Source organism: Roseobacter sp. FCG-D35 (assembly GCF_033436665.1).
Taxonomy (GTDB): Bacteria; Pseudomonadota; Alphaproteobacteria; order Rhodobacterales; family Rhodobacteraceae; genus JAWQFO01.
This window is the reverse complement of sequence record NZ_JAWQFO010000002.1, coordinates 720,391-744,127: the sequence shown is the minus strand read 5'-3', so window position 1 is coordinate 744,127 and position 23,737 is coordinate 720,391. Positions and strand designations below refer to the sequence as shown.

The window sequence follows — 23,737 nt, the reverse complement described above, 5'->3', positions numbered from 1 at the left end:
GCCGAAGGTCCTGTATGGCACGAGGGTCGATGGTCGTTTTCGGATATTTTCGCAAACCGGATCTTGGGGATCGATGAGAATGGCGAAGTCCGATCCGTCCACGCTCCTTCGGGCTGGGCCAGCGGTGGAGAAGTCTTGGCGGACGGCCGGCTCGTCATGACGTGACCCCGATTGTTCATCCAGGGGTCACCGGAATCCGCGGTTGAGTGGTCTCCCCCGGAAACTTGGACCGGTCTGAATGAGAGATTTCCGGCTACGATAGGCCATCGAGGAGGGGCCGTAGCCGATGAAGAAATCGAAGATCACCGAGCAGCAGATCGCGTTCGCGTTGCAGCAGGCCGAAGCCGGTACATCCGTCGAAGGTGTATTCGGCCGACAGCATGTCGGCTTCCGCCTTGTCGGCTGCGATGTTCCTGGTCGGGCTCATGACCTTACCATCCTGCGCCACGCCCCCGGCGGTATCCCAAAATGCTTGGAGAAGGTTGTGGTCATGTGCGCCTGGTTCGAGAAGCCGGTCGCGTAAGTGATGTCGACGAGGCGGTCGTCGGTGTGCTGGAGCAGCTCCTTCACCTTCATCAGGCGGCGCTGGATGACATATTGGTGCGGCGCTTCGCCCGTTTTCGCCTTGAAGGCACGGGTGAAGCTGAACACGTCCATGTCAATCAACCGCGCAAGGGTTTCGAGGCCGCCGGTTTCTTCGAGGTTCTCTTCGAGAAATTCCATCACCCGCGCAACCTCGGCATCGGAAAGCGGACTGATGCGTACTTTCTTCTCATCGTCTCCAAGCCGCCGTCGCAGAATGATAAGCGCGATCTGTTGCGCAAGAAGATCGGCGTAGAGCTCACCGCCCGGCGCTCCCTTGCGCGCTTCGTCCATGATGAGATCGGCGAGCCGTTTGAGCTGCGGATCGAAAACGCCCTGAAACCCCAGCGATTTCAGATTATCGGGATCGCCCTTGGCAAGCGCGGTTGCCACATCGCGGAAAATGACGTCGTCAATGTAGATCTGTTGAAGTTTAGCCTTGCCTTCGACTGTCTGTTGCACAGGCGCATGCGGCTGCACATACCCCATGGCGGTCGGCAACAGCTTGGTAGAAAAATGGCTTCCGGCTTCAAGATCGCTCTCCATCCTCAGGAAGTGGGAGCCTCCCATACATAACTCGATAAGATGAAAATCGATGAAGTCGCCATGGATTTCATTGTCCGTCTGCGACAGCACGCTGGTGTTCACGCGTCTCCAGTTAGCGCCGAGAATCTCATGCAGCTCAGCATTGTATTGGGTCGACATTGCATCGACCATCGCCTGCCGGGTGATGAGCTGCCCACTCATGATTTCGCCGTCCTGCGCCATGCGCCCGGCGGCATGCCGAAATGCTTCGAAAACGTCGTGGTCATGTGCGCTTGATTGGCGAATCCGGTGGCGTAGGTGATGTCGACGAGGCGGTCATCGGTATGCTGGAGCAGTTCCTTCACCTTCATCAAGCGGCGCTGGATAACGTATTGATGCGGGCTCTCGCCGGTTGCAGCCTTGAACGAGCGCGAAAACCCGAACGGGTCACGATCGAGAACGGGTGCGAGATCGGACAAATCGAAGTTGTTTTCCAGTTCCGCGTCGATGAACCCGATCAGGCAATCGATTTCGGTGGCCGAGATGGGTGTCGCCTCCAGTTTGCGCGAGGCTTCACCGTGGAACAGCGTCAACAGTTCATAGGCGATGCGCAGTGCCAGCGATTCCGACAGAACGCGCCAGCCGCTGTCGCCGGCCGCCATGACCGCGTAGTACTCTTCGATCAGACGGTGCAGCGCCGGGTGCACGAATCCCAGTCGCGGCTCCAGATTTCCGGGGCCACCCAGTTGAGGGCTCATCCGTGTGACCCGTTCGAAAAGAGGTCCCTTGATGCTGAGCACCGTGTTCGTCGTCTGGCCTCGGAAGTCAAATTTCTGAGCGTATCCAGGCGGAATGAATGTCACGCCGCCGGATCTGATTGCGGTATCCATTCCAGCACCGTCGACGTCGGCATGCAGATCCCCAGCAGCGGCCGTTGACAGGACCAGCGCTGCGACGTCGGACTCAGCGATTTCCGAAACGTGCGTTCCAACCGTGAAACACGCGCAGCCGATGTCGGCCTCCGGTCGCAGAACAACCGGTTTCGGTTCGAGCTTGTCGGCGAATTCGAGCCAGTCCCTGCCGGATAGGATGCTCTCGGTAGCCCTGATGGCAGCAGTTTCCGCTGGCGTGTTCATTACTGTCGTACCATCCTGCGCCACGCCCCCGGTGGCATGCCGAAATGCTTCGAGAAGGTCGTGGTCATGTGCGCCTGGTTGGAGAAGCCGGTCGCGTAGGTGATGTCGACGAGTCGGTTGTCGGTGTGCTGCAGCAGTTCCTTCACCTTCATGAGGCGCCGCTGGATGACATATTGATGTGGACTCTCGCCGGTTGCAGCCTTGAACGAGCGGGAAAACCCGAACGGGTCGCGATCAATCACTCGCGCCAGATCTGATAAGCCGAAATTGGATTCAAGTTCGGCGTCGATGAAGTCGATAAGGCGCTCGATTTCGGCGGCCGAGATGGGGGGCGCGTCGGGCTTCTTCGCCGGCTCGCCATTGAAGATCGTCAGCAGTTCGCAGGCGATGCGCAGGGCGATCGATTCCGACAGAACGCGCCAGCCGTTATCTCCCGCCGACATGACCGCGTACTGCTCTTCAACCAGGCGATGCAGCGCTGGACGGTTGAAGGCGGGGCGCGGCTCCAATCCACCAATCGTGCCCAATCCAGGGCCGACACTAGCGACCTTCTCAAGAATGCTGCTTCTGATGCTGAGGAGGGTATTCGTCGTCTTGCCAGTGAAGTCGAATGTCTGAGAATTGCCGGGAGGGACAAAGGTCAACGTCCCGGGCCTTATTCTGGAATCTTCAGCGACACCCGAAATCTCAGTACGTAGTTGGCCGTCGGAGGACGTCGATAATGCAAGAGTCGCAACCTCCGAGGGATTGATCTCGGATGAGTGATCGGCAATCGTAAATCGCGCGCATTCGATCTCGACTTCAGGTCGAACCACAACTGCGGCTCGATCGATCTTCCGCGCGGCATCAATCCAGCCTTGCCCCGAGAGAAACGTCTCCGCGCGCTTACGCTCCGCCATGCGCTGCGAAATAGCCATCACGCCCTCACCATTCTGCGCCACGCCTCCGCCGGTATGCCAAAGTGCTTGGAGAAGGTCGTGGTCATGTGCGCCTGGTTGGAGAAGCCGGTGGCGTAGGTGATGTCGACGAGGCGGTCGTCGGTGTGCTGGAGCAGTTCCTTCACCTTCATCAGGCGGCGCTGGATAACGTATTGATGCGGGCTCTCGCCGGTTGCAGCCTTGAACGAGCGCGAAAACCCGAACGGGTCGCGATCAAGCACTCTCGCCAGATCTGGTAAGCCGAAATTGGATTCAAGTTCGGCGTCGATGAAGTCGATCAGGCGCATTACTTCATCGAACGAAAGCGGCGCCACGCTTCCGGTCTCGTACGCTCCATGACCAAGACCAACCAGGATTTCACAGGCGATCCGAAGGGTGAGAGATTCGGTGAGTATCCGCCAACCGACTTCGCCAGAAAAAACACAATCAGCATAGTCGAGCGCTGCGCGTTCCAGCCGCGGCCAATAGATATTCGCACGCGGTTCCAGTGCGCCTACCGCGCCCAGCTTTCGATCGCTGTCGGAGGCTCGGCGGAGCAGCGCGTCGTCGATCATCAGGAAGGTGTTATTGACCTTTCCGTCAAACTCATACAGCTGTTCCGTGCCGGCGGGTGCAAATGTCAGCATGCCGGTGCGAACCTTGGCGGAGAACGGAGCGTCACCGATTGTTGCGTTGAGAACCCCGTTGGCCCTTTGCGATACAATCAATTTCGATCGTAAGGCGGGCCGGATCTCTGACTCGTGATTTCCTAAACTTGCGCGTGCCGCTTCGATTCCTGCCGAGGTTTGGGACTTTTCAAGAAGGGAAGCATTATCTTTTTGAACCAATTTTCCCGCGACATCGACGATGTCACGACCCGAGACCTTCTGACATGCGACTGCTGTTCGGCCGTCCGTCATATCAGCCTTCCCGCGCGATAGTTCTCGAACGAGACGCCGACATGGGCGCGAAACGCTGCATCCAGTCCGCTCACATCCCCGAAGCCTGATCGCACCGCGATATCTTGGGACGAGGCTTTGCCGAGGCACGCCGACGCGAGGTCCTGCGCGATGCTGATTCGCCGCTCCGTACGGAAAAGATCGAGGCCGTAGCCGACCGCGCGCTCGAAACCCTCCGCCATACGGTCGGCATCGACGCCTACATAGGCGGCGATCTCGCCCAAACCGAAGTCAGTGGTGATATTCGCCTCGATGTAATCAATCGCCCTCGAAAACTGCATCGGGGTGAGATCGCGCTTTGCACTGTCGGCGGGCGCCAAATCACAGACATGCCCGACGAGATGCGATGCAACCTTCAGCGCAAGGCGATCCGCCGCCAAAGCGTCGGCCGCGCCACCGGCCTCTTTCAGGATGTCAAGACAGATGGACCGTATGAAGTCGTTGCGTCCACCGACAAAACCGGGCAGTGCTACCCTGTCCGGATCGCCCCTTGTCTTGTCGGCGATGAGGTCGCGCACCAATGTCGGACGGAGAAGAACGTGGATCATCTGGATCCGGCCCTCGGCGGCGACATCCGATGCGTCACCGGCCGGCATGAAGCAGATGGTGTCCGGCTGAAAGATCGTCCGTCCGCAGCCAATCAGTGACGCGAACGAAACGTCGGCGACAGCAAGTCCGTCGACACAGAGCGCGAGAAAATGACTGTCGAGCGGCGGCGCGTGGAAGACATCGTCGCCCTGTTCAACCAGCAAGACCTGAAGTCTCGACCAATCCGACCCGATTGTCGTCAGCCCGACCTTTGAACGCGTCTCGGCGCTCAGGAACGCGGCAAAGGCGCGATCGCTCAGTCTCGGCTTCTCGGTGACATCCATGTGTTCGCGCGTCTCCTCCGGTGCGATATAGCACAGAAGCGTCGCCTTTCGGCGGTTCGCGACTTCTCTTTCCTGTTCGTGTCTCAATTACGCTTCCGGAAAGAATATCATTTCTGAGAATCTAGTTTTTCAAATTCTTGCGAAGCCAGGGTTCACACGTCGGCTGCGAGCAAGAACAGCCGTCTGCCATGCCCGCGGTGTGCCTCGAGGCGGTCAGCCAGCAGCTTGACGGATGCAACCTCATCGGCCTCTCTGGCCAGATCGTTGGCCGCGTTCACCGATAAGCCTGCCTGCGTGTGGCCTTCTTTCAGGTTGCGGACCATTGTGGCGAGGTCCGGGACGTCGGAAGTCGTTGGAGGATTCACCTCCACAACCGCATCGGAATAGTCGAGAATGGCTCGGCCGCCGAGACCAACGATGTGCCTCGCGAGGTGCTCGATCGCGACCTCCAGTTCAGAGGCTTGCTCCCGAAAGCACGCCTCGGCCATAAGAGCGCCCTTGCCCTGGACATTCCATTCATAGCTCTTGGTGGTTCGGCCGATCCGGCAGGTGTTGCCCAATACATGGCAGAGCGCGTCACATAGGTCGGTCTGGCCGTTCATCGCGCACCTCTCACGGCTCGCGAGGCAAGAGCGGCGACATCTGTTATGCCGGCGACCCGTCCGCCCGAAACAGGACCATCGGGGCGGGGGGCACCCGCAGCCGGCATGTCGATCCCGAGACGGGTTCCTTCCCCGCCAGTATGGAGCAGATTGAAGGTGCCGCCAGCCTCGCTGACAAGTGACCGGACCGTTTGGAGACCGGTTCCCACGCTTCCGATCGCTTCGGACGGAGCGCGTCGCACCGCAACGAACCATTCGCACACTTGAACGGGCATGCCGGGTCCATTGTCGGCGACCTGCAGAAACACTCGTCCGTCATGCTGACAGACAAATATGTCTAGTCGGCCACCGTCCCGTCCTTCGAGGGCTGCAGACGCGTTCGCCATGAGATTGAAGGCGATCCCGACGAGGGTCGAAGCGCTGCATTGGAACTCAATTTGACCCTCGGATTGAAGGTTCAGCGCGTAGGGTTCAGTCGCAGACGTCCGACCGTTTGCAACGGCACCATCGATCTCGACCAGAAGGCCGCAGAGTCCGTCCAAGTCGAACCAGGCGACGTCGTCGACGTCCCGTGCTCCAGTGGGGCGGGTCTGGACGATCTTCTTGGCGGCCTCCGCGATGAGACCTTGCTCGGCGAGAAGACGTGGGTCGTTACGGGAGTTGAGTCTGGTTGCGTTCAAGATTGTCTCCATCCGTCGATTGACATCATCTTTTACGCCATAATCGGGGCGCGCGCAGTCGCATCCGGCGTCGGCTGGCTTGCCAATCTTTGAAGAAAAGGAGGCGGACGGCAGCGCCGCCCGCCTCAGGTCTGCCCGCGGGAGTATGGGGAGAAAGGTCGGAACAGGGGCTGTTCCGGCGCTGCGGGCAGTCACAGGGAGCTCTTCAGTATCCGACATGTTCGCACGCTGGATGATCTGCTACATCACCCGAACATGGGCAGCGTCTTTTCGTGAACAACGAGGGGTCACCGGACGTCGATCCTCTTGGAAGGACAAGCCGGAACGCGGTGCCAGTTGGGGAGGTGTCAAGAAGGCGCAGTTCGCCCGCCATATCTCGGGCGAGGGCACAGCAGGTGATCAAGCCCGACCCCAGTCTTCCACCGGATGGGACTATGCCGTCGGCACGGGGCAGAAGGAAGCCAACGACATGGTCGGGCAATCCGGGCCCGTCATCCCGGATTTCGAAACGGACTTCGGATTTGTAGCACGTGACACCAACCGAGACGAAGGACCCCCCGTGAGCGGCGACCGCTGCTGCCGCGTTTACTGTCAGATTGAAAAGGATTCGAAACAAGGACGTTGGATCGCAGGTGAGGGAGAGGCTCGGATCGATTTGTGTTCTGAAATCGATGTCCCACCTCCTCGCAAGCGCTTCGACTTCGACGAGACGCACGACCTGTAGGACTTGAAGCTCAATGCACTGCGTCGTCATGGGGCGCTCGGATCGATGCGACAGATCGTTCCGTATCTGCGAGCAAATCTCTGCCACGAGGTCAATCGATCGCCTGATTCGATCGGCATGCTTCTTCACTGCAAGATCGGAATGGTCACAGAGCAGTTCGGCTGCAAGGCCTGCCCGCGCCATCAGTCCATTGATGTCGTGCGCGACACCGCGAAGCTTTAGATGATTGTCGTGTTGCACGCTCACCTCCCAATCCCGCCGACCGGGCCATTTGGTCCCGATCTCAACCGTCGTTCAACGAACCTAGATCGCGCGAGCCACACCGGTCTTTCGCAGGTTTGCTGAATCCTGTTGTCGCGAGGTGTCGAGCACCTCGGCGCGCCGCGTGGAGCAAGATTTCGAAAAGTAGCGAGGGCCAGAAGAGTTGGGTGCGCTCAGCTCGCATATTACCGAGCATGCCGTCATTCGGGACCATATAGCGATGCATAGGCGTGATCACTCTTCCGCGGGTTTTCACTTCTTCGAGCAGCCTGATTACACATTGGTGGTGCGGCCGCCCGGAGCATGTCGAATTACAGTTCCTGCCGGCCGGCATTTTCTGGACATCCACCTAGGCAAATCCGAAGCCGCGTACGAGATTTCCGGAATAGCCACGGCGACCGGCCCGGCGCCGCCTTCGACATTTGTATTCCTGCCAGGCGCGGAAGAACGCGAAATAACCGCCTCCCGGTCCGGGTGGAGTATCCAGATGTCGTTTGAACCGAGCCTGCTTCATGCAAAGCCATGCAATGGTTCGAATGGTGGAAACGTCCCCGATGCAGTCAAACTGGGGCCATGCCTTCACGAAAGGGACGAGGCGTTGGTCGTGATTGCAAGACAACTTTCAAGCTGTTGGCAGTCACAGTCTGAACGGCCTACTCTAGAACAGGTGGACGCGGTCGCGACATTGCTCCTGATGCGCGTCTCGAAGAACCTTGGAGCGCCAAAACACCCTGAGCCCAGCCCGTCTGCAGTCTCCAGACGAGTCCAGAGCGTCCTTGATCACATCGAGCAGGACCTTCAGGCGAACCACACGCTCAAGAGTCTCGCCGCGGTCGCCGGCGTGAGCACGTACCATTTCGCACGGATGTTTCGCGAAGCGACCGGCAGGAGTCCTCACCGATACGTCGTTGAACGCAGGTTGGCGCACGCGAAGCGCCGATTGAGGCAATCGGACGACCCGATCGTAGAGATTGCTTACGATTGCGGCTTCGCATCGCAAAGCCACATGACGGAAGTCTTCACGAAGGTCCTTGGCGCAACGCCCGGTCAGGTGAGAAGAAATGCTCCATGATGTCAGGTATTGTTGACAACCAACACGATTCAACAGACCGGCAATATGCAGAAAGGGGCCGAGTTCCGTAATTGCTTGAACCTCAAAAGTGGAGTGAAGAATTACAATAGGTGGGAAAGTTGCGACGTGTTCGATTCACTGCAAAAAAATTTTCAGAAATGGACGTTACCGAAATTTTGTATCTCTTGCAGATCGCACGATTAAGTGGGCCCCGCTGGAGAAACCGTAGCGTAACGCAACTTCGATCAACGGCAGGCGTGTGCCAACCTGCAACTCCTTTGCGCGGACGCAGCGCCGCTCTTGCATATAGGCCCTGTTGATGGCCGTCTGGCGGCGCAAGCCAACTGACTAGGTCACAGTACATTCCGATCAGGGCTCTCAGTTCACCAGCCGGGAATGGCAGACGTTCCTGCGCCAGCACAACTTGGAACCCAGCGTGAGCAGACGAGGCAATTGCCACGACAACGCGGTCGCCGAAAGTTTCTTCCAGCTGCTGAAGCGCGAGAGGATCAAGCGCAGGACATATCCGACCCGCGGCGACTCAAGGCAGGACGTCTTCGAATACATTGAGCTGTTCTACAACCCGAGGCGCAAACACACGAACAATGGCATGCTGTCACTGCGCTGCCCGTCGCGATCCAAAGGCAACTTCATGTCCGGCGTGGGAGAGACGCACGCCGATAGCGCGCCCCATATTTCGTGCTCCAATGATTCCGATCTTCATCTTTCTTGCCCTTTCAAGTCCTGAGTCTGGTGAGCGGGTTCTGTTGCGTTAGCCTAGTTGGCAAGGCAGGCTTGGTCCAAGCATTCAGGAGGTGCGCATGCCGCGTCGAAATCCGTTCAATCAGCACCGAATTCCGAAGGATGTGATCCTCATGGCGGTTCGTTGGTATTGTCGGTACCCTCTGTCCTACCGTGATGTGCGCGATCTTTTGGCCGAACAAGGAATAACAGTCGACGCGGCGACGATTTACCGGTGGGTCCAAAAGTTTGGACCAGAGATCCGTAAGCGCGCACATGGCCGACATCGATCTTGGCGTGGGCTCCAATGGCATGTGGATGAAACCTATGTTCGAGTGAACGGTCGGTGGTGTTACCTGTGGCGAGCCGTGGATCAGCGCGGACAGCTCATCGATTTCCGGCTAACGGCACGCCGAAACGCCAGCGCTGCAAGGGCGTTCATGCGCCAAGCTAGCGAAACAGTCCGATTTTACCACCCGATGACCATCATAACAGATAAGGCACATAGCTATGCGAAAGTGATCGAAGAGATGAATTTTGGGAATGGTCCCGACGATCGCAACCGACATGTCGACCGCAAACATCTTAACAACAAGATCGAAGCCGACCACGCCGCTTTGAAACAGCTCCTTCGTCCAAAACGGGACTTCCGAAAGATGACCTCAGCCACGAACACTCTGAAAGGCATCGAAACCCACCAGGCCATCAAGAAGGGCCATTTCGCGAACAACGAGCCCGGTGTCTTGAACGAAGCGGCATTCGTTGCAAACCTGTTCAAGGCTGCTGCGTAGTCCCAATGAGCAGAAGGGCCACTTGACGGGCTGCGCACTAACGCAACAGAGCTCGCCCGAGTGAGCTGCTTACTTCCGCGGAATGGCCGCGTAAGCACTGGTTCGCGATGAGCAGGAAATTCTAAAGGCTGTTTTTATGAGGAAAGTTGTCGCACCGCCTCGGGAAATGGCGTGCTTACGTGACGAACCGGTCATCGTATTGAAAATCCTGGAATATCTCGAAGCGACCGACGCGTAATGCTTACGTCAGACTTTTGCACGCCCACCGATCCATTTCGGACATAAGCCGTATCATTCTGATTTTGTTGAGTTAATTGGCGCACCCGAGAGGATTCGAACCTCTGGCCTCTGCCTTCGGAGGGCAGCGCTCTATCCAGCTGAGCTACGGGTGCATACCGTTCGCGAGATGCTTACGCCATGCTTACGCGAGATTTTCGGCTCCTTGAAGAGCGAACCCGATATCCGCTCAAGCCGTTGTTTAGTCACTTCTTTCTTCCGGCACCTTTCGTCATCGCCAGACTTGACATCCGCCTTCGGAGGGCAGCGCTCTATCCAGCTGAGCTACGGGTGCATACCGTTCGCGAGATGCTTACGCCATGCTTACGCGAGATTTTCGGCTCCTTGAAGAGCGAACCCGATATCCGCTCAAGCCGTTGTTTAGTCACTTCTTTCTTCCGGCACCTTTCGTCATCGCCAGACTTGACATCCGCCTTCGGAGGGCAGCGCTCTATCCAGCTGAGCTACGGGTGCATACCGTTCGCGAGATGCTTACGCCATGCTTACGCGAGATTTTCGGCTCCTTGAAGAGCGAACCCGATATCCGCTCAAGCCGTTGTTTAGTCACTTCTTTCTTCCGGCACCTTTCGTCATCGCCAGACTTGACATCCGCCTTCGGAGGGCAGCGCTCTATCCAGCTGAGCTATGGGTCCGCACGAGGCTCGTATACCGACGGCGCCGCGTGCCCGCAATCGCAAAATCCGAAAGACCGCAGGCTACTGGAAGAGCTCGTGCGCCAGTTGGAGCGCGTCGACCAGCACGTCGACCTCACCGGTGGTATTGTAGAGCCCGAAGGAGGCGCGGCAGGTCGCGGTCAGGCCGAGGTGATCCATCAGCGGCCCGGCGCAGTGATGCCCTGCTCGGACCGCGACGCCCTTCTTGTCGAGAATGGTCGAGATGTCATGGGCGTGAGCGGCGCCGTCGAGCGTGAAGCTGAAGATCGCGCCCTTGTCGGGCGTCGTGCCCTGCATCTGCAGCCAGTTCAGCCCGCCAAGCCGCTCTAGCGCGTAGTCGCGCAGCCGGTTCTCGTGCGTGGCCACGTGGTCCATGCCGAGCGCCATCAGGTATTCCAAAGCCGCGCCAAGACCGATGGTCTGAACGATGCCCGGCGTGCCGGCCTCGAACTTCATCGGCGGATCGGCGTAGGTCACGGTATCCTTACTGACCTCGCGGATCATGTCGCCCCCGCCCATGAAGGGGCGCATCTCGTCGAGGCGCTCCTTGCGAACGTAGATCGCACCGGAACCCGACGGACCGTAGAGCTTGTGACCGGTGATGGCGTAGAAATCGCAGCCGATGTCCTGCACGTCGACCGGCTGGTGTACGGCACCCTGCGAGCCATCGACCAGCACCGGCACGCCCTTCTCGTGCGCCGCTTGCGTGATCGCCTTCACGTCGACCCGGGTTCCGAGAACGTTCGACAGGTGCGTTACCGACACCAGCCGGGTTTTCGGCCCGATGGCGTCGATCACCGCCTGCGGATCGAGCGCCCCCGTGGCGTCCGTGTCGACCCATTTCAGCACGACGCCCTGCCGCTCGCGCAGGAAGTGCCAGGGCACGATGTTGGCGTGATGCTCCATCACCGACAGAACGATCTCGTCGCCGGCCTGCATCCGCGGCATCGCCCAGCCGTAGGCGACCATGTTGATGCCTTCGGTGGTGCCCGAGTTCAGAACGATCTCGCGCTCGGACCCGGCATTGAGAAAGCGGGCCACGGTGCCGCGCACGGCCTCGTATTTCTCGGTTGCGAGGTTGGACAGGAAGTGCAGCCCGCGATGGACGTTGGAATATTCCTGCGCATAGGCGGTGGTCACGGCGTCGATCACCACCTGCGGCTTCTGTGCCGAGGCGCCGTTGTCGAGGTAGACCAAGGGCTTGCCGTTCACCTCGCGCGACAGGATCGGGAAATCGGCACGGATCGCGTTCACATCATACATTCGAGTTCAGCCCCATAGCTCCGATGCCGGTGAAGGAGAGGATCACGGAAAGCCCCAGGATCAGCGCGAGCGAACCGGCGACGAGAACGCCGAAGGCGCGCCAGAGCGAATCGAGCTTCAGCCCGACGCTGAGAAAATGCAGCAGGATCCAGACCGCGAAAATACTGGCCGCGAAGACCAGCAGCGAGCCGAGTACCGGCGAGACAACCATCAGCACGATGACCACCGCCTGCGCCGCGGCGCGCAACGCCTGCAGCCAGACCATCAGCGCCAGAAGGTCGTCGATGGAGGACGCCGAAGACCCGAGCACCCGGCCGGTCCAGTAGAAGGCGGCGACGCTGACCAGGAGACCGCCGGCCACGATCACAAAGAACACGAATGGGTTGGCGAAGGTGTCCGGGATCGGTGTCGAAACCGGAGAGATCATCTCGGAGACCGAGAAGAGCACCGTGTTGAAAATGGCGACCAGCGCCAGCGCGCTCCAGAGCACGTCGCGCGGTAGGTTCAAGCCAGTCACGATGTGCGCCGCCTCGGAGGGCGCGCGCAGGGTCAGCAGGGCAAGCCCGCCCCAGTCGATCCGCGTGCTCATGCCGTCGCCCGCCCCGCGCCGAAAAGTCCGCCGATCCAGAACCAGAGCACCACCGCAGCCCATACCACGCCGACGATCTGCGCCTGTAGTCCGGGCCCGATCAGACCCAGCACAAGACCCAGCAGAAGCAGCACGGGAGACGCCGCAAGCAGCGCCCAGAACAGCGTGAGCCGCACCTCGTAAGCGGTTCTGCGCGAACCAAAAAGCCTGAATATCAGCCAGATCGCGGTCGAGACCACATAAAGCAGGAGCGGCATGACGAAAATCCACAGGAAGGCGCTCCAGTAGAGTCGAACCGACAGCGGTCCTTCGGGGTTCAGCGCCGCCTCGCGCGCCTGGTAGGGCGCAAGGGCCACGAAGACGAGCGCGCAGGCGATCAGCGCGAAAAGCAGCGCGCGCACCTCCTGCCGGCCGTCCTGCAACAGACGCCCGACCACGCGGGACGGGCCGCGGTAGGTCTGCCAGATATCCTGCGTGACCGCCATCAGCCGATGTGCCGGTCCAGCCAGCCTTCGAGGCGTCCGACGATCTCGTCCCGCAGAGTCTCGTCGTCAATCTCCTCCACCGCCTCGGCCAGAAAGGCGAGCGTCAGCAGGTTCACCGCCTGCACATGCGGCACACCGCGCGAGCGCAGGTAGAACAGCGCCGTCTCGTCGATCGCCCCCGAGGTCGAACCGTGCGAGCAGGCCACGTCGTCGGCATAGATCTCGAGTTCGGGCTTCGCCAGGAACTGGCTGTCGTCGTCGAGCAGCAATGACTGGCTGATCTGGTAGCCATCGGTCTTCTGCGCGCCCGGTTTCACGAGGATCTTGCCCTGGAAGACACCCGTGGCACCGTTGCGCAGGACCTTCTTGAACACCTGCCGGCTTTCGCAGCGCTCGGCATCATGGGTGATGAACACCGTATCGTCGTGGTGGAAATCGCCGTCCCCGACACAGGCACCCGCGACATGCGCCACCGCGTCGTCGCCGGTCAGTTCGATCACGCAGTCGTTGCGGGTCAGCACGCCGTTGGCCGTCAGGGTGAAGGACTTGAACACCGACTCGGTCCCGAGCCGGGCAAAAATATGCGTGGCCGCCCGGCGTTCGTGGTCGCGGCCCTGAGCGCGCACGTGGTGGAAGGTCGCGCCGTCGGCCACGTCGACCTCGAGCACCTTGTTGAACCGGGCCGCCGCCGGGCCGTTCTCGAGCAGCGTCAGCTCGGCACCTTGATCGAGCCGCACGACGTGGTGCAGCATCGCGTCGGAAGTCTCGGAGCGGTGGTGATACTGCACGCTGACCGGGCGAGAAACCTTGCCTGTGACGTGCATGAGCAACCCGTCCTGCGCAAAGGCGGTGTTGAGCGCCGCGAGCGGCCGCGCCACCGGGTTCTGCCCGCGCGCCTCGAGCACGCCATAGAGATCACGCGCCCAGTGGATGTCTGCGGTGGCCTCGGCCAGACGTTCGATGCGGATGTTCTCGCCCGCCAGATCGTCCGAAGCTTCGGCGTCGAACACGCCGTCGACGAAGACGATCTTCAGGCGGTCGATCTCACCGAACAGCGGCGCCTCGTCGGCCTCGAACAGCGATGCGGCCGGTGCCTCGGGCTGAACCAACGTGTCGGGCCGGGTGTATTTCCAGTACTCGTCGCGCCGCTGCGGTAGGCCGGACGCGCGCACCCGCGCGAGCGCCTCGTCGCGCGCCGCGGCACTCCAGCCGCCGCGCGGCAGGTCGAGCGCGGCAATCCGTGCCTCGGTCGGGTCCTGGTTGCGTGCCGCCTCGGCCATCACGCCACCTCGGCGAGGATGTCGGCGTAGCCGTTGTTCTCGACCTCGAGCGCCAGTTCCGGCCCGCCGCTTTTCACGATGCGGCCGTCGGCCATGATATGCACCACGTCCGGTTTGATATGGTCGAGCAGGCGCTGATAGTGCGTGATCACCAGAAAGCCGCGTCCCTCGGACCGCAGCGCGTTCACACCGTCCGCCACCAGCTTCATCGCGTCGACGTCGAGTCCCGAGTCCGTTTCGTCGAGGATGCACATCTTGGGCTCGAGCATCGCCATCTGTAGGATCTCGTTCCGCTTTTTTTCGCCGCCGGAGAAGCCGACGTTCACCGGACGCTTGAGCATCTCGGCGTCGATCTTGAGATCCTTGGCGCGGGCGCGCACAGCCTTGAGAAACTCGGCTGCCGACATCTCCTCCTGCCCGCGCGCCTTGCGCTGTGCGTTCACGGCTGTGCGCATGAAGGTCATGTTGCCGACGCCGGGAATTTCCACCGGGTACTGAAACGCCAGGAACAGGCCTGCCGCGGCGCGTTCCTCGGGTTCCATCTCGAGCAGATCCGCCGCGTCGAGCGTCGCGGTGCCGCCCGTGACCTCGTAGCCGTCCTTGCCGGACAGCACGTAAGACAACGTCGACTTGCCCGACCCGTTCGGCCCCATGATCGCATGGACCTTGCCCGGTTCGACGTCGAGATCGACGCCCTTCAGGATCTGCTTGTCCTCTTCTTCGAGTTTGACCTGCAGGTTCCGGATGCTCAGCATTTTTTCGTCCTCTTCTCGGCACCCGCCGCGCTGGCGGATAAAATCTTTTCTATCACAGGCCCTTGCGGGCCAAAGCTCATGTTTCCTGGATCACCACGCCGGTCCCTGAAGCCGAGACCATCAGCATCGAGTCCCCAACAACCTCGTAGTCTAGATCGACGCCGACGACCGCATTGGCCCCGAGCGTGCGGGCGCGCGCTTCGAGCTCGCCCAGCGCGGTTTCGCGCGCGTCCTGCAGCTTGCTCTCGTAGGCGCCCGAGCGCCCGCCGACCACGTCGGTGATCTGGGCGAAGAAATCGCGGAAGACGTTCGCGCCCATGATCGCCTCGCCCACCACGATACCCTTATAGGCGGTGATGGCATGGCCTTCGACAGTGTGGGTCGTGGTGACGATCATCCGCGCGGTCCCGTTTCGCCCGGCTCCGGTTTCTTGCAAGAAACCGGCCCGGAATTTTGCAAAATTCCGGTCAGCCGACCGACCCTTCGAGCGAGATGGCGACCAGCTGCTGGGCTTCCATCGCGAACTCCATGGGCAGCGCTTGCAGCACGTCCTTGCAGAAGCCGTTGACCACGAGCGCCACCGCCTCTTCCTCATCCATGCCGCGCGAACGGCAATAGAAGAGCTGATCGTCATCGACCTTCGAGGTCGTCGCCTCGTGCTCGACCCGGCTCGAGTTGTTCTTGACCTCGATGTAGGGCACCGTGTGCGCTCCGCAGTCCGAGCCGATCAGAAGGCTGTCGCATTGCGTATAGTTGCGCGACTCCTTGGCCTTCGGGTGCATCGAGACCAGCCCGCGATAGGTGTTCTGCGCCTTGCCCGCCGAGATGCCCTTGGAGACGATGCGCGACTTGGTGCGCTTGCCCAGGTGCACCATCTTGGTGCCGGTATCGGCCTGCTGGTGATTGTTGGTGATGGCGATCGAGTAGAATTCGCCCTGGCTGTCGTCGCCGCGCAGGATGCAGGACGGGTACTTCCAGGTCACGGCCGAGCCCGTCTCGACCTGGGTCCACATCACCTTGGCCCGGTCGCCGCGGCAATCGGCGCGCTTGGTGACGAAGTTGTAGATGCCACCCTTGCCGTCCTCGTCGCCGGGGTACCAGTTCTGCACGGTGGAGTATTTCACCTCGGCATCTTCCTCGACGATGATCTCGACCACGGCGGCGTGCAACTGCGAGGTGTCGCGCTGCGGCGCCGTGCAGCCTTCGAGGTAGCTCACGTAGGATCCCTTGTCGGCGATGATCAACGTGCGCTCGAACTGGCCGGTGTTCTCGGCGTTGATCCGGAAGTAGGTCGACAGCTCCATCGGGCAGCGCACGCCCGGCGGCACGTAGACGAACGAGCCGTCCGAAAACACAGCCGAGTTTAGCGTGGCGTAGAAGTTGTCGCTGACGGGTACGACGGAGCCGAGGTACTTTTTAACCAGTTCGGGATGCTCGCGGACCGCCTCGGAGATCGAGCAGAAGATCACGCCCGCGTCCCGCAGCTCTTTCTGGAAGGTCGTGCCGACCGAGACCGAATCGAACACCGCGTCGACGGCGACCTTGCGCGCTTCGGCGGGCGCATCCTCGGCGCCTTCGACACCGGCGAGGATCATCTGCTCTTTCAGCGGGATGCCGAGCTTGTCGTAGGTCTCGAGCAGCTTCGGATCGACCTCGTCGAGTGACTTCGGCTTCACCTCCATCGACTTCGGCCGGGCGTAATAGTACTGGTCCTGGAAGTCGATCTCGGGATAGTCGACCATGGCCCAGTCCGGTTCGGTCTTGGTCAGCCAGCGCTCGTAGGCGCCGAGCCGCCATTCGGTCATCCACTCGGGCTCCTCGTTCTTTTCGCTGATCAGGCGCACGATCTCTGGGGTCAGGCCTTTCGGCGCGTATTCCATCTCGACATCGGTCGACCAGCCGTACTTGTACTTGCCGCCGACCTCGCGCACCGCGTCGACCGTTTCCTGGTCCACGCCTTCCTTGACCTGTGTTGCGTCCATCACCGGGTGATCGAGTGCAGCCATGTCAGTCTCCATTCCTCACGCCGCGCGGGCGCGATGTTTGTGTTCCTTGGCGAGCCAGCTTTCAGCAAAGCGCAGCACGTCGTTCTCGGTCGTCTCAAGCCCCAGCGACACGCGCACCGCGCTGGCCGCCGCATCCCCATCGAACCCCATGGCACTCAGCACGCGGCTGGCGCGCACCTTGCCGCTCGAACAGGCCGAGCCTGCGCTGATCGCGTATCCGGCGAGGTCCATCTGAATGACCTGGCTCTCACCCTTCCATCCCGGTGTCGTGAAGCATGACGTGTTGGGAAGGCGGGGCCGACCTTTCCCGACAAAAATAGTCGTCTTGGCGGCAGCCTCAAGAGCCTTTTCTAGAATATTTCTAAGTTGCTCGATACGCTCCCACCGGCCCGACGCCACATCGCCGGCCGCAGCCTCGGCGGCGGCGGCGAAACCCGCGATGCCGACAAGATTCTCGGTGCCTGACCGGCGTCCCATCTCCTGCCCGCCACCGCGGATCCGGGCCGGGACTTCCTGCCCGCGCCGCAGCACCAGCGCACCAACGCCTTTCGGCCCGCCAAGCTTGTGCGCCGAGATCAGCACCATACGCACCCCGGAGGCATCGAAATCGACAGGCACCTTGCCGAAGGCCTGGGTCATGTCGCTGACCGCAAGCTCCTCGGGGAGGTCCTGCAAGACGCCTGTTTCCGAGTTTGCGGCCTGCAACACCGACATGCCCGGTTCGGCCACGGTCACGCCGCCATCGCCGTCCACGGTTAGCGTATCGTCGACCCAAGAGCCGACCGCGTCATGTTCAACCGCGCCCCCGTGCAACCCGCGCCCGGCGCAGGCCAGCGCCGCGGCCTCGGTAGCGCCGGAGGTAAAGACGATATCCGCACCCTCGGCACCAAGCGCCGTCGCGATCCGGGACCGGGCGTGTTCGAGCAGCGCCTTGGCGGCGCGCCCCTCGGCGTGGACCGAGGACGGATTCCCGACTAGATCCATCGCCTCGAGCATCGCCTGCCGCGCTTCCGGGCGCAGCGGCGCGGTCGCGTTGTGATCGAGGTAGACGCGCGCCACGCTCACACCTCGTCCACGACGGCGAAGAGGTTCGGCACCGCCGGACAGGGCGCGAGATCGTTCTCGATCACGTCCGACAGGCGCGTCTGGTGCAAAAACACGTAGACATGCGCGCTCAGACCTTCCCAGAGCCGGTTGGTCAGCGATTGCGCCTTGCTGCCCGACGCGCCGCCCGAGGCCCCGGCGCCCTTGTGCATCGCGTTAACGGTCTCGTCGACGGCAGAGAGCACATCGACCACTCGGATGTCCGAGGCGGGACGCGCCAGCCTGTAGCCCCCGCCCGGGCCACGTACCGAAACCACCAGGTCCGCGCGGCGCAGTTTGACGAAAAGCTGTTCGAGGTAGGGCAGCGAAATCGCCTGGCGCTCGGAAATGTCGCCGAGCGAGACCAACTTTTCGTCGGGTTGCAGGGCGATATCGGCCAATGCCACCATCGCGTAACGCCCCTTGGTCGACAGCTTCATCGCCTGCTTCTCCGAATCGGCGCGCCCCGCCGCCAGATGATTGACGTATGCCGCCGAAGTGCCTAAGTCCGTGTTTCACCGCCGCTCCCGCGGGGGTCACCTTATTAGAACCGTTCTAAGGTGCCTGAGAGAAGTCGTCAAGAATTCCGGGCGCTGCAGACTTGTTACAGGGACGCTCATGCCCGAGGTCATCTTTCCCGGACCCGAAGGCCGCCTTGAAGGCCGCTACCACCCGCAAAAGGAACGTGACGCCCCCATCGCCATCGTCCTGCATCCGCATCCGCAGTTCGGCGGCACGATGAACAATGTCGTGGTGCACAAGCTTCACTATGCCTTCTACAACATGGGCTTCACCGTTCTGCGCTTTAATTTTCGCGGGGTCGGACGCAGCCAGGGCGAATACGACCAGGGTATCGGAGAGCTCAGTGACGCCGCCTCGGCGCTCGACTACCTGCAGTCGATGAACAACAACTCCAAGCATTGCTGGGTCGCGGGCTTTTCCTTCGGCGCCTGGATCGGAATGCAGCTTCTGATGCGCCGGCCCGAGATCACCGGCTTCATCTCGGTCGCGCCCCCGGCCAACATGTACGACTTTTCCTTCCTTGCCCCCTGCCCGGCATCCGGGCTGATCATCAACGGGACCGCCGACCGCGTGGCGCCGCCCGCCGACACCGAGGCGCTGGTGGGCAAGCTGCACGAGCAGAAGGGCATCACCATCACCCACCAGCAGGTCGATGGTGCCGGGCATTTCTTCGAGAACCATCTCGACACGCTGATCGATTCCACCACCGACTACGTGAAGCGCCGCTTGACCGAGACCACGCGGTAACCTCATGGGTGTGACCGAGGACATCGCAGACGACCTGGCGCGCGAGACGCTGAAGATCATCGAGGCGACGGGCGACGACGCCATCGTCAAGCAGGTGGCCGACACCATCGGCGGCTCCTCCCAGACGATGGAAGAGGCCTATCTGACGGCCGTGCGCGTGCGCCGCGCCGAAAAGCGCGCGCGCGAGCTTCTGTCCCAGCACGGAAAAGCGCCTGACGCGTCCGGCGCATGACCGAACGGCTCGACGCGCAGATCGCCTTCCTCAACGAAGCGGACCGGCTGAAATCGGTGGTACGTGGCACGACGCTTTGTGACGCCTCGCGGCGCGAGAACAGCGCAGAGCACAGCTGGCATCTGTCGCTCTACGCCCTCGTGCTGGCGGACCAGGCCGGACCGGAGGTCGATATCGACCGCGTGATCCGCATGCTGATCCTGCACGATCTGGTCGAGATCGACGCGGGCGACACGCCGATCTTCGCCACCTACGATGCGGCGGACGTCGCGGCGCGCGAACAGAAGGCCGCCGACCGGATCTTTGGCCTTTTGCCCGACGACATCGCCCGCGACCTGCGCGGAATCTGGGAAGAGTTCGAGGCCGCCGAGACACCCGCCGCGCAATTTGCCAAGTCGCTCGACCGCTTTCAGCCGCCGATGCAGAACCTCAGGTCCGGCGGCGGCAGCTGGGTGGATTACGACGTCCGTTTCCAGGACGTGGAACAAAAGGTCGGCGCCAAGATCGCCATCGGCGCCCCGGCACTCTGGGACTACGCGCGCGGTCTCATCGTGGACTGGTTCACCCGCAACAACCGCGGCTGAGCGTCAGTCCCGACCGGCCATCAGGATCGCCTCGGCGGTGCCTTTCGGATCGGTGAAACAGGTCTCGTGCCCGCCCATCATCTGCACCAGCCGGAACAGTCCGAGCTTTTCCGACAGCCGCGGATGCCAGCCCAGAGAGTGCGGCAGGGCCGCGTCGTTGAGCCCGTTGATGTAGCTTTTCGGGATCTCCATCTCGGCCGGGTTCTTCGACAGTTCGATCTTGTCGGCGAAGGTCCGGTAAGGCTGCGGGTTGAGCCGCTCGTAGGCCGCCTGCGCCGCCGGCAGATCGCCCTCGTTGAAAAACACCTCGCGCCAGATCGGGAAGGGCAACGTGATGGTGTTGTCGCCGGACCCCTCGGCGAGCTGCGCGAACATGCCGCCGAAGACCTCGGGCACCATGTCGATCAGGCTTTCGCCCGCATTCGGCACGAAGGCGTTCCAGTAGACAAGGCGCCGGATCCGCTCGGGCACGCGATCGGCCACCCCGGTGATGACCATGCCGCCGTAGCTGTGTCCGGCGAGCACGACGCCCGTCAGGTCGTTTTCCTCGAGGTAGTCGGTGACCGAGGTGATGGCGTCCTCCAGACCGACGTCCTTGGTCTCGCCCGCACGGTTGCCGGCCAGCGTCGGCACATGGGTCTCTTTGCGCGCCGCGCGCACGTACTCCGCCACCGGGCTCAGAAGCTCTCCGCTGTGCCAGGCGCCGTGCACCAGAACGTATTTCGTCATCTTGATCCTCCCATTGGTACCGCCCGGCGGCAGGCGTCATCAAAGCACGACCGGCACGGTTCGGTAAACCAACGGTTGAGATTGTGCCGGTATACCTTCGTATACGACCTTCCAAGCCGCGACATTCTGCGCTACACCCCGCGCAACTGTGACTCGTCACCCAAATCAACAGGAGCGCACCTGCATGACCAAGATCAAGGTTGAGAACCCGGTCGTCGAACTCGACGGCGATGAGATGACCCGGATCATCTGGGACTTCATCAAGAAGAAGCTGATCCTTCCCTATCTCGACATCGACCTGCTCTACTATGACCTCGGCATTGAGGCGCGCGACGAGACCGACGACCAGATCACCATAGACGCCGCCAACAAGATCAAGGAAGTCGGCGTCGGCGTGAAATGCGCGACGATCACGCCGGACGAGGCGCGGGTCGAGGAATTCGGCCTCAAGCGCATGTACCGCTCGCCCAATGGCACGATCCGCAACATCCTCGGCGGCGTCATCTTCCGCGAGCCGATCATCTGCAAGAACGTGCCGCGCCTCGTGCCGGGCTGGACCCAGCCCATCGTCGTCGGCCGCCATGCCTTCGGCGACCAGTACCGCGCCACCGACTTCCTGTTCCCCGGCAAGGGCAAGCTGACGATCAAGTTCGAAGGCGAGGACGGAAAGGTCATCGAGAAGGAGGTCTTCGACGCACCGGGTTCGGGCGTCGCGATGTCGATGTACAACCTCGATGCCTCGATCTACGACTTCGCGCGCGCCTCGCTGAACTACGGCCTGAACCGCAACTACCCGGTGTACCTCTCGACCAAGAACACCATCCTCAAGGCCTATGACGGGCGTTTCAAGGACATCTTCCAGAAGGTCTACGAGGAAGAATTCGAAGAGAAGTTCAAGGCCGCAAAGATCTGGTACGAACACCGCCTGATCGACGACATGGTCGCGGCCTCGATGAAGTGGTCGGGCGGCTATGTCTGGGCCTGCAAGAACTACGACGGCGACGTGCAGTCCGACACCGTGGCCCAAGGCTTCGGCTCACTTGGCCTGATGACCTCGCAGCTGATGACGCCGGATGGAAAGATCGTCGAGGCCGAGGCCGCGCACGGCACCGTCACGCGCCACTACCGCCAGCACCAGAAGGGCGAGCAGACCTCGACCAACTCGATCGCCTCGATCTACGCCTGGACCGGTGGCCTCAAGCACCGCGCCAAGCTCGACGGCAACGAGGCACTGGCCAACTTCGCCAGCACGCTCGAGAAGGTCATCGTCGAAACCGTCGAGAGCGGCTTCATGACCAAGGACCTCGCTCTGCTCGTGGGTCCGGACCAGAAGTGGCTGACCACGATGGGCTTCCTCGAGAAGGTCGACGAGAACCTCAACAAGGCTCTGGCCGGCTGATCAAAGCCCGCCTTTATCAAAGAAAAGGGGCTGCCTTAGCAGCCCCTTTTTCGTCTCCGTAAAGCAAACCGATCAATGCCGGTTGTGCATCCGGTGATGCAGCCGGTTGATGATGCCGCTGGCGGTCTTTTCGAAAAGGCACGGGATCACCGCATGGACCAGCGCCGCACCGGCGGCAGCGAAGAGCGACAGGGCAAACCTCGCGGCAAAGGCCATGTGCTGGAAATAGCTCTCGTCGACCGTCGCCGGGTGATCGAGAAAAATGCGCTGAAACATGTCGGGAGGCTCCTTCGGTCGCGTTTCGGGCAAGCTAGCCCAGGACGGCGTGGAGGATTTCCCAATCGCCGAATTTCTCGCATTGCTCATGGGAAAATTTCCACGTAAGCCTCGCATCATGGCAACAATCGATGATGCAGACCGCCGAATCCTGACCGCATTGCAACGCGATGCCGGCCAATCGCTGGAATCGCTCGGCGAGGCCGTGAACCTCAGCCGCAATGCCTGCTGGCGCCGGATCCGGGCACTGGAAGAGGCCGGGGTGATCCGCGGCCGTGCGCTGCTGCTCGATGCCGAGAAGCTGGGTCTGGGCCTGACCGTCTTCATCCAGGTGCGCACCAACGCCCATGCGCCGGACTGGCTCGACCGGTTCAGTGCCGCGACGCGTGCGATGCCGCAGATCCTCGGTGTCTACCGCATGACCGGAGAACTCGACTATCTCATCAAGGCGCGAGTCGCGGACATGGCCGACTACGACCGGCTCTATCAGGCGCTCATCCGCAAGGTGCCGCTTTCGGACGTCTCGGCCAGCTTCGTGATGGAAGAGATCAAGGACACCCACGAACTGCCGCTCTGACCGGGACCTGCCATGCACTACCTTTACCTGTTCTTCGCGATCCTGGCCGAGACCGTCGGCACCTCGGCGCTGCAGTCGAGCCAGCAGTTCACACGGTTCTGGCCGTCGCTGCTGGTCGTCACCTCCTATGCCGCCGCCTTCTACCTGCTGAGCCACGCTCTGATCGCCATGCCCGTCGGCATCGTCTACGCGATCTGGTCGGGGCTCGGGATCGTCTTCATCGCCGCCATCGGCTGGGTCTATTTCGGGCAGAAGCTCGACCTGGCCGCAGTGATTGGCCTATGCCTGATCGTCACCGGGATCCTCGTCATCCACGTCTTCTCGGACAGCACCACCCACTGACGCGCCGTCACGTCGCGCCGTCCGTACCGCCTTTTCCCTCTGGCTTTCTGCACCGC

General features: G+C 61.5%; 31 protein-coding genes, 1 tRNA gene and 1 pseudogene. 11 read left to right on the top strand and 22 right to left on the bottom strand.

Features of this window, described 5'->3' with window-relative positions; translation table 11 throughout:
- Nucleotides 1–253: 253 nt before the first annotated feature.
- The 8 genes from R5H30_RS07750 to R5H30_RS21775 form a co-directional block, all read right to left on the bottom strand.
- On the bottom strand, nt 254–427 hold the full coding sequence (locus tag R5H30_RS07750; protein WP_318327748.1) for a hypothetical protein: 174 nt from the start codon (nt 425–427) through the stop codon (nt 254–256).
- A complete protein-coding gene (locus R5H30_RS07745) occupies nt 424–1,350 on the bottom strand; it encodes a helix-turn-helix domain-containing protein (protein WP_318327577.1) in 927 nt (308 codons plus the stop codon). Before R5H30_RS07745 ends, R5H30_RS07750 begins: the two co-directional genes overlap by 4 nt.
- The gene (locus R5H30_RS07740) at nt 1,326–2,243 is read right to left on the bottom strand and encodes a helix-turn-helix domain-containing protein (protein ID WP_318327576.1); all 918 of its coding nucleotides are present in this window, start codon (nt 2,241–2,243) and stop codon (nt 1,326–1,328) included. Before R5H30_RS07740 ends, R5H30_RS07745 begins: the two co-directional genes overlap by 25 nt.
- On the bottom strand, nt 2,243–3,160 hold the full coding sequence (locus tag R5H30_RS07735) for a helix-turn-helix domain-containing protein (protein ID WP_318327575.1): 918 nt from the start codon (nt 3,158–3,160) through the stop codon (nt 2,243–2,245). The genes R5H30_RS07740 and R5H30_RS07735 overlap by 1 nt, the downstream gene beginning before the upstream one ends.
- Entirely contained in the window at nt 3,160–4,080 is a 921-nt protein-coding gene (locus R5H30_RS07730; RefSeq protein WP_318327574.1) for an AraC family transcriptional regulator, read from the bottom strand. The genes R5H30_RS07735 and R5H30_RS07730 overlap by 1 nt, the downstream gene beginning before the upstream one ends.
- On the bottom strand, nt 4,077–4,991 hold the full coding sequence (locus R5H30_RS07725; protein ID WP_318327573.1) for a helix-turn-helix domain-containing protein: 915 nt from the start codon (nt 4,989–4,991) through the stop codon (nt 4,077–4,079). The genes R5H30_RS07730 and R5H30_RS07725 overlap by 4 nt, the downstream gene beginning before the upstream one ends.
- A 152-nt stretch (nt 4,992–5,143) precedes the next feature.
- Complete coding sequence (locus R5H30_RS07720) at nt 5,144–5,593, bottom strand: ferritin-like domain-containing protein (protein WP_318327572.1); 450 nt, start codon at nt 5,591–5,593, stop codon at nt 5,144–5,146.
- Entirely contained in the window at nt 5,590–6,135 is a 546-nt protein-coding gene (locus R5H30_RS21775; RefSeq protein ID WP_412105118.1) for an ATP-binding protein, read from the bottom strand. Before R5H30_RS21775 ends, R5H30_RS07720 begins: the two co-directional genes overlap by 4 nt.
- On the opposite strand from R5H30_RS21775, the gene R5H30_RS07715 reads away from it, so the two are divergent.
- Complete coding sequence (locus R5H30_RS07715; RefSeq protein ID WP_318327571.1) at nt 6,019–6,366, top strand: hypothetical protein; 348 nt, start codon at nt 6,019–6,021, stop codon at nt 6,364–6,366. The two genes, R5H30_RS21775 and R5H30_RS07715, sit on opposite strands and share 117 nt — an antisense overlap.
- Nucleotides 6,367–6,478: 112 nt before the next feature.
- Here R5H30_RS07715 and R5H30_RS21770 read toward each other — a convergent pair whose 3' ends face one another.
- Nucleotides 6,479–7,027 carry a sensor histidine kinase gene (locus R5H30_RS21770; protein ID WP_412105117.1) on the bottom strand — a complete coding sequence of 183 codons (549 nt, stop codon included), beginning with the start codon at nt 7,025–7,027 and terminating at the stop codon, nt 6,479–6,481.
- Between R5H30_RS21770 and R5H30_RS07705 the strand changes: the two genes are divergently transcribed.
- The 3 genes and pseudogenes from R5H30_RS07705 to R5H30_RS07700 all read left to right on the top strand — a co-directional run.
- On the top strand, nt 7,001–7,219 hold the full coding sequence (locus R5H30_RS07705; RefSeq protein ID WP_318327569.1) for a hypothetical protein: 219 nt from the start codon (nt 7,001–7,003) through the stop codon (nt 7,217–7,219). The genes R5H30_RS21770 and R5H30_RS07705 overlap by 27 nt on opposite strands.
- A 259-nt stretch (nt 7,220–7,478) precedes the next feature.
- Complete coding sequence (locus R5H30_RS21765) at nt 7,479–8,330, top strand: helix-turn-helix domain-containing protein (RefSeq protein ID WP_412105116.1); 852 nt, start codon at nt 7,479–7,481, stop codon at nt 8,328–8,330.
- A gap of 310 nt (nt 8,331–8,640) precedes the next feature.
- Nucleotides 8,641–8,949 (top strand): annotated as a pseudogene (locus R5H30_RS07700) (DDE-type integrase/transposase/recombinase); the annotation flags it as partial.
- On the opposite strand, the gene R5H30_RS21760 reads toward R5H30_RS07700, so the two are convergent.
- The gene (locus tag R5H30_RS21760; RefSeq protein WP_412105115.1) at nt 8,947–9,024 is read right to left on the bottom strand and encodes a hypothetical protein; all 78 of its coding nucleotides are present in this window, start codon (nt 9,022–9,024) and stop codon (nt 8,947–8,949) included. The pseudogene R5H30_RS07700 and the gene R5H30_RS21760 sit on opposite strands and share 3 nt — an antisense overlap.
- A 127-nt stretch (nt 9,025–9,151) precedes the next feature.
- Between R5H30_RS21760 and R5H30_RS07695 the strand changes: the two genes are divergently transcribed.
- Nucleotides 9,152–9,862 carry an IS6 family transposase gene (locus tag R5H30_RS07695; protein WP_318327568.1) on the top strand — a complete coding sequence of 237 codons (711 nt, stop codon included), beginning with the start codon at nt 9,152–9,154 and terminating at the stop codon, nt 9,860–9,862.
- A gap of 315 nt (nt 9,863–10,177) precedes the next feature.
- Here R5H30_RS07695 and R5H30_RS07690 read toward each other — a convergent pair.
- The 10 genes from R5H30_RS07690 to iscR form a co-directional block, all read right to left on the bottom strand.
- A tRNA-Arg gene (locus R5H30_RS07690) sits at nt 10,178–10,254 on the bottom strand.
- A gap of 600 nt (nt 10,255–10,854) precedes the next feature.
- The gene (locus R5H30_RS07685) at nt 10,855–12,075 is read right to left on the bottom strand and encodes a cysteine desulfurase (RefSeq protein ID WP_318327567.1); all 1,221 of its coding nucleotides are present in this window, start codon (nt 12,073–12,075) and stop codon (nt 10,855–10,857) included.
- Entirely contained in the window at nt 12,068–12,664 is a 597-nt protein-coding gene (locus tag R5H30_RS07680; protein ID WP_318327566.1) for a YIP1 family protein, read from the bottom strand. Before R5H30_RS07680 ends, R5H30_RS07685 begins: the two co-directional genes overlap by 8 nt.
- Nucleotides 12,661–13,149, bottom strand: coding sequence for a YIP1 family protein (locus R5H30_RS07675; RefSeq protein ID WP_318327565.1), 489 nt, complete (start codon nt 13,147–13,149; stop codon nt 12,661–12,663). Before R5H30_RS07675 ends, R5H30_RS07680 begins: the two co-directional genes overlap by 4 nt.
- Nucleotides 13,149–14,429 (bottom strand): Fe-S cluster assembly protein SufD, encoded by a 1,281-nt coding sequence (gene sufD / locus R5H30_RS07670; RefSeq protein WP_318327564.1) that lies wholly within the window; start codon nt 14,427–14,429, stop codon nt 13,149–13,151. The genes R5H30_RS07675 and sufD overlap by 1 nt, the downstream gene beginning before the upstream one ends.
- Nucleotides 14,429–15,184 carry a Fe-S cluster assembly ATPase SufC gene (gene sufC / locus R5H30_RS07665; RefSeq protein WP_318327563.1) on the bottom strand — a complete coding sequence of 252 codons (756 nt, stop codon included), beginning with the start codon at nt 15,182–15,184 and terminating at the stop codon, nt 14,429–14,431. The genes sufD and sufC overlap by 1 nt, the downstream gene beginning before the upstream one ends.
- A gap of 76 nt (nt 15,185–15,260) precedes the next feature.
- Nucleotides 15,261–15,581, bottom strand: a complete 321-nt coding sequence (locus R5H30_RS07660; protein ID WP_318327562.1) for a heavy metal-binding domain-containing protein — start codon at nt 15,579–15,581, stop codon at nt 15,261–15,263.
- A 70-nt stretch (nt 15,582–15,651) separates the two neighbouring features.
- Nucleotides 15,652–17,190, bottom strand: coding sequence for a Fe-S cluster assembly protein SufB (gene sufB / locus R5H30_RS07655; RefSeq protein ID WP_318327561.1), 1,539 nt, complete (start codon nt 17,188–17,190; stop codon nt 15,652–15,654).
- A gap of 15 nt (nt 17,191–17,205) precedes the next feature.
- Nucleotides 17,206–18,249, bottom strand: coding sequence for a cysteine desulfurase family protein (locus tag R5H30_RS07650; RefSeq protein WP_318327560.1), 1,044 nt, complete (start codon nt 18,247–18,249; stop codon nt 17,206–17,208).
- Between the two features lie 2 nt (nt 18,250–18,251).
- Nucleotides 18,252–18,713, bottom strand: a complete 462-nt coding sequence (gene iscR / locus R5H30_RS07645; protein ID WP_318327558.1) for a Fe-S cluster assembly transcriptional regulator IscR — start codon at nt 18,711–18,713, stop codon at nt 18,252–18,254.
- 178 nt (nt 18,714–18,891) lie between these two features.
- On the opposite strand from iscR, the gene R5H30_RS07640 reads away from it, so the two are divergent.
- From R5H30_RS07640 to R5H30_RS07630, 3 genes are read left to right on the top strand one after another with little or no spacing between them, the layout of a single operon-like run.
- Nucleotides 18,892–19,542 carry an alpha/beta hydrolase gene (locus R5H30_RS07640; RefSeq protein ID WP_318327556.1) on the top strand — a complete coding sequence of 217 codons (651 nt, stop codon included), beginning with the start codon at nt 18,892–18,894 and terminating at the stop codon, nt 19,540–19,542.
- A gap of 4 nt (nt 19,543–19,546) precedes the next feature.
- Nucleotides 19,547–19,774, top strand: a complete 228-nt coding sequence (locus R5H30_RS07635; RefSeq protein WP_318327554.1) for a hypothetical protein — start codon at nt 19,547–19,549, stop codon at nt 19,772–19,774.
- Complete coding sequence (locus tag R5H30_RS07630) at nt 19,771–20,358, top strand: HD domain-containing protein (protein WP_318327552.1); 588 nt, start codon at nt 19,771–19,773, stop codon at nt 20,356–20,358. Before R5H30_RS07635 ends, R5H30_RS07630 begins: the two co-directional genes overlap by 4 nt.
- A gap of 3 nt (nt 20,359–20,361) precedes the next feature.
- Here the strand turns inward: R5H30_RS07630 and R5H30_RS07625 are convergent, their stop codons facing one another.
- Entirely contained in the window at nt 20,362–21,087 is a 726-nt protein-coding gene (locus R5H30_RS07625) for an alpha/beta fold hydrolase (RefSeq protein ID WP_318327551.1), read from the bottom strand.
- A 184-nt stretch (nt 21,088–21,271) separates the two neighbouring features.
- On the opposite strand from R5H30_RS07625, the gene R5H30_RS07620 reads away from it, so the two are divergent.
- Nucleotides 21,272–22,486, top strand: a complete 1,215-nt coding sequence (locus R5H30_RS07620) for an NADP-dependent isocitrate dehydrogenase (RefSeq protein WP_318327550.1) — start codon at nt 21,272–21,274, stop codon at nt 22,484–22,486.
- A gap of 72 nt (nt 22,487–22,558) precedes the next feature.
- Here the strand turns inward: R5H30_RS07620 and R5H30_RS07615 are convergent, their stop codons facing one another.
- A complete protein-coding gene (locus tag R5H30_RS07615; RefSeq protein WP_318327548.1) occupies nt 22,559–22,762 on the bottom strand; it encodes a DUF6356 family protein in 204 nt (67 codons plus the stop codon).
- A gap of 118 nt (nt 22,763–22,880) precedes the next feature.
- On the opposite strand from R5H30_RS07615, the gene R5H30_RS07610 reads away from it, so the two are divergent.
- Together R5H30_RS07610 and R5H30_RS07605 are read left to right on the top strand one after the other, a co-directional pair.
- Entirely contained in the window at nt 22,881–23,339 is a 459-nt protein-coding gene (locus tag R5H30_RS07610; protein WP_318327545.1) for an Lrp/AsnC family transcriptional regulator, read from the top strand.
- 12 nt (nt 23,340–23,351) lie between these two features.
- Nucleotides 23,352–23,681: an SMR family transporter gene (locus R5H30_RS07605; protein WP_318327543.1), complete on the top strand. Its 330-nt coding sequence runs from the start codon at nt 23,352–23,354 to the stop codon at nt 23,679–23,681.
- The last annotated feature ends 56 nt before the right edge of the window (nt 23,682–23,737 follow it).